The organism is Phormidium sp. CCY1219, assembly GCF_035615515.1.
Classification (GTDB): domain Bacteria; phylum Cyanobacteriota; class Cyanobacteriia; order Cyanobacteriales; family Laspinemataceae; genus CCY1219.
The window spans coordinates 1-4,778 of record NZ_JAJENT010000451.1; the positions used below are offsets into that span (position 1 = coordinate 1).

Genomic DNA, 4,778 nt, shown 5'->3' on the forward strand with positions numbered 1-4,778 from the left:
TCCGGAGTTTCCCCAGTTGGTTGTTCCGGCGTTTCCCCAGTTGGTTGTTCCGGCGTTTCCCCAGTTGGTTGTTCCCCAGTTGGTTGTTCTGGCGTTTCCCCAGTTGGTTGTTCTGGCGTTTCCCCAGTTGGTTGTTCCTCACTGGGTTGTTCCGGAGTTTCCCCAGTTGGTTGTTCCTCACTGGGTTGCTCTGGGGTTTCCTGACTCGGTTGTTCCGGCGTTTCCTCGCTGGGTTGTTCTGGGGTTTCCTGACTCGGTTGTTCCTCACTGGGTTGTTCTGGGGTTTCCTCACTGGGTTGTTCCGGAGGATCGGGAGCAGTGGTAACGATATCAATATTCCCTTGCGTGTAGGTACTGGGTGGGACGGGCACCGAAAACTGTGGCGCAATGGTTTCGGAACCGCTGGTGATTGCGCCTGCAGTGCCATTTGTGGTAGAATCGCCCACAACAAACGGAGTGGTGGTACTGCCACCATGTTCGATGCGGATCGAGCCACCCAACCCGTTGCTATCCGCAGATGAGATACTGGCACTAACGCCGTCGGGGGTAGAAAAAGTACCTTGGACGCGGACAAAATTCTCGGTAGTGATGTCAATATTGCCGCCAGCGGAATCGAGGGTGCCGGTAGCGACGATATCGCCGATCGCACTCAGGGCGATCGCGCCGCCATCCGTAGCGATCGAATCCACCACCAATAAATTTGCCGAGTCGATAATCACCGGTCCGGACGCAGTGGAAATCTTGCCCACAGAAATGTTATTATTCGAGGGAGAATTAGAGGTGCTAAAAAAGGTACCCCCCGTCACCTCTGCGGGCACGGTTGCGCCAAACTCGGAGTTAGAAATCCCCGATCGCAAAATCAGCGCCGCACTACTGGTAAGAATATCTGCTTCTGGATCGGCAGAATCCGATAACGTCGTATCCGGGCCAGTGATGGTAATTTCGCCAGCAGCGATCGCCCCTCCAGCTTCCACCTTCAGCGACACCCCCGTATAATCGCCAAAAATAACATCCCCATCGGAGCGCACGATCGGGTCATAAAGACTCACAAAAGTTCCCGCTTCTCCCGCCACATTGAAAATCGAGAAATTGCCCCCCGCCGAAAAGTGAGAATCCGCCGACAGAATGCCATTGCTTACTAAAGTGATATCTCCGGCCGCTTGAAATGGAGATGCGGCAGTTGCGTGCGGCCTGCGGGGGGTGGGTTCGCCCAGACTCAGCGCCAGGATATCGATGTGGCGATTCCCCTGAATCCGGAGATTGCCGCCAGAGAACACCCGCAAGGGCGTACCGCGATCGCGCACCCGCACCGTATCCCCAGCTAGCAGACTTAAGTCCCCTTGACTGGCCAAGTCACTTTGGACTATAGTGAGATTCTCCGCCGCCGAGAGGGAAATGTGACGCGGTAAATCCCCTGGCGCGGCGCGATCGCCCCCGATCGATCCATTCGCCACCACCAAATCCCCATTCTCCACCTGCAACCCCGAACCAGTCAGCACCACATCTCCCGCCCCATTCACCGTCAGACCCCGCGCGTGACCGATATCCCGCCCGGTGAGTAATGCCGGTAAAGAAAGCGGCGTCAGCACCGTTGCAGAATCACCCCGACTCGGAAAAGGCGAAATCTCCAAACTCAGTAGATGTCCCGCTTGTGCCACCCGCACCATCCCTTCCCCTCGAACCGCAGCAACCGTAATATTTCCCCCAGGCGCACGGAGTTTGCCAGTATTAATAACCCTACCGCCAAGTAAGGTTAAATTTTCACCCGCACCCACCTCCAAATCCCCGGCATTAATAATATTTCCCGCCGAGGAAAGAGAAAAAGAAAACAGACTCGGAGTACCTACCAAAGTGGCATATTCATTCATTCCCTCGGCGTGCAACCATCCCCCCCTATCGAATCCAATTCCCGTCGCCGTCGAAGCATTAAATGACCCCGGCACGTTCAACCGCGCATCCGCCCCAAACACAATTCCGGCAGGATTGACTAAAAATAAATTAGAATTTCCCCCGCTGACTTGGATTAAACCATTAATCAACGAAGCATTTCCCCCAGTGACTCGTCCGAGGATATTTTCAATGTTTGGATTGGAGATAAAATTAGCCGTTTGCCCCTTGTGCAATTCAAACTGTTCGAAACTGTGGAACAGATTGGCGCGATCGCCGGAGGTTTGTCCCCCTTGAATGTGAAAAACTTCCCCCGCCGGCGTAACTACCGTGTCAGTTCCATCCGCCGCCGGCACGATCGGTTGCGCCTGAGTCCGTTCCGCAAACAGCAGGGGCGCAATCCACAGGGGAAACAGCCACCAGCGGTGAAAACCCGTTATTTTTTTTTCTGAAAAAAGTAATTTCATAAAAGATTTGCGATCGCAGTAAATATATGGACAATTAATCGATAGCGGTGGTGATAGTTGTTCTATCGCATTTGTCGTTTGTGACGAACAGACCCAGGCAAAAATTGTCATTTTCGCCCTTCCATCCCTCATTTTCCGACTCCCGCAAAGGCATCAGTTCCCATCCACCACCTCCCTACCATCAGTGAACAAAATAATTTTCACCCTTGTTTACTCCCGAAAAAAACCCCCTCCAACCCCGGAAAATCTGAGTTAAACGGGAGGAGTGGTTTCGCCCGGGTGGAGTCTCCCCTTTTCATCTAGGGGCGATAGTAGGCATAGTATCCGCTTTTTTTATTAGAATGTAGGAAAAATACCACACCCTGACAGTTCGGATAAATTTTAACATATTTTTCTGGCGAATGCCGAATGACAAAAACGAGATAAGGGTTAAACTAAACGCAATGAATCTTTGAAAATATTCTCTAACTTTGGGAATAGATAAGTAGGAAATTACGGGCTATTGGGTCGATGTTTTTTCACCCAAATGCAGTAAATCCCCGCCACTTTATACCTAAAGATAGAGGCAAGAAAGAATAAAATTTGTTAAGAAATCCGGTGGGAGCGGCATGTTTGGCGGGAAATCCCCTTGGGCAATGGCATTGCAGAAGCTATCTTAGAAGTGGCATTATTGATTGCACCTAGTCCCTGACGCCATGCTCGAATCTGGTTCCCTACTGAACAAGCGCTATAAACTCCAACGCCAGCTCAGCGATCGACCGGTGCGTCAAACCTGGCTGGCGGAGGACCTGCAGGCTCATCAGTCTGTAGTGGTGAAGCTATTAGCATTTGGTGGTCCGATGCAGTGGGAAGATCTGAAGTTGTTCGAGCGCGAGGCACAGGTCCTCGAGCAGTTAAATCATCCGCAAATTCCCACCTATCGGGATTATTTTTCCGTAGACGAGCAGACCCTGTGGTTTGCTCTGGTTCAGGAATACATTCCCGGATCCACCCTCAAGGAATTGCTCGATCGCGGCTCCCAGTTTAGCCCGGAACAACTGTGCTGCATCGCCCGGGAAGTGCTGCAAATCCTCACCTATCTGCACCAACGCCGCCCCCAAGTGCTGCACCGGGATATCAAACCGAGCAACTTACTCTGGGGAGAAGACGATCGCGTGCATCTGATTGATTTTGGGGCCGTGCAAAATCGCACCATCAACCCAGGGGGCACCTTTACCGTCGTCGGTACCTACGGTTACACCCCCCTGGAACAATTTGGAGGTCAGGCGGTGCCCGCCTCGGATCTGTACGCCCTAGGAGCCAGTTTGATTCACTTACTCACCGCCGTACCCCCAGCAGAATTACCCCAGCGGGAAATGCGGATCCAATGGGTCCACAGCGTCAGTGCCAACCTCACCCCGGAATTCCAGGAGTGGATCGATCGCCTCACCGATCCCGCCCTCGAACGACGCTTCGCCAGTGCCAACCACGCCTTAGAAGCCCTCGACGCCCTCCAAACCTGTCCCGAAACCTCCCCCCCGGTGGCCCTCGCCCAACCCCACCTGCCCTCGGTTCACCTGTACAAATCCCCCGATCGCCTCGCCATCGAAATCCCCTCCCCCCTCGAACTCACCTTTTTACAACCGATCGCCACCGGCATTAAAGGCTTATTCGGCGCGTTAGTCCACCCCTTTACCTCCCTCTTCCACAGCTTTTCCCTCGCCGAACCCCCCGTACAAGTCAGCATCGCGATCGCCACCCTCGGTGTATTTCTTGCCCTCTCCCGCTTTGTCCCCTATTTCCTCTATTCCTTTGGCGCGATCGCCTCGCGACTCCTGCTGTTGCTGTTTTCCCTCCCCTTCGTCCTCCTCCCCTTATTGATGCCCTTGCTGCTGATTTTAATCCTCCTTTGGTCCATCCGAGGCGGCGATTTTTTCGAGCGCACCCACATTTGTTTCGACAGCAAAAATTTTGAAATCGAACGGCGGCATTTTGGCTCGAGCGGCTACGAAACCAAACGGGGAGAAACCCCCCAAATTAAAGAAATTTCTGTGGGCAAATACGAATACAATAATCGCGTTTATAGTGGAATTGTGATTACCGTAAAAGCCAAATGGGCTATCTTTTCCCGTTCTAAAAAATATGTCTTCGGACAGCAGTTGCCAGAACCAGAGTTACTCGCCTTAGCCCAAGAGATTCGCCACTGGTTGCAATTGAGTTAAGCATCAATCTTTCCCTATTATCCCACGTTAGGCGTAAGCCTCGGGAGGCAATGGTATTCTGCGACAGGGTTTTTCCCGGGATTTAAGCTATAATTAAAACACTGCGATCGCCAGTAAAGTCTCTGCACCCGCTTTAGAAACATCCGCCGTCAGGGACTCCGTAGAAACCAACCCCATGTCTAAAGCCAGGGGCTTGTACTTCTAACCACCTGACCAGCCTAAA

At 52.6% G+C, this 4,778-nt stretch carries 2 protein-coding genes; one reads left to right on the forward strand and one right to left on the reverse strand.

Annotated features, from left to right (window positions below; translation table 11 throughout):
• The coding region (locus LKK83_RS10940) for a two-partner secretion domain-containing protein (RefSeq protein ID WP_324631140.1) at positions 1-2,354 on the reverse strand (2,354 nt) is incomplete at its 3' end.
• A 695-nt stretch (positions 2,355-3,049) separates the two neighbouring features.
• Here LKK83_RS10940 and LKK83_RS10945 point away from each other — a divergent pair.
• Complete coding sequence (locus LKK83_RS10945; protein ID WP_324631141.1) at positions 3,050-4,555, forward strand: serine/threonine protein kinase; 1,506 nt, start codon at positions 3,050-3,052, stop codon at positions 4,553-4,555.
• Positions 4,556-4,778 lie beyond the last annotated feature (223 nt).

Excerpts from the sequence above, each read along its gene's own strand:
- LKK83_RS10945 (WP_324631141.1), top strand. The coding sequence starts at position 3,050 with ATGCTCGAATCTGGTTCCCTACTGAACAAGCGCTATAAACTCCAACGC.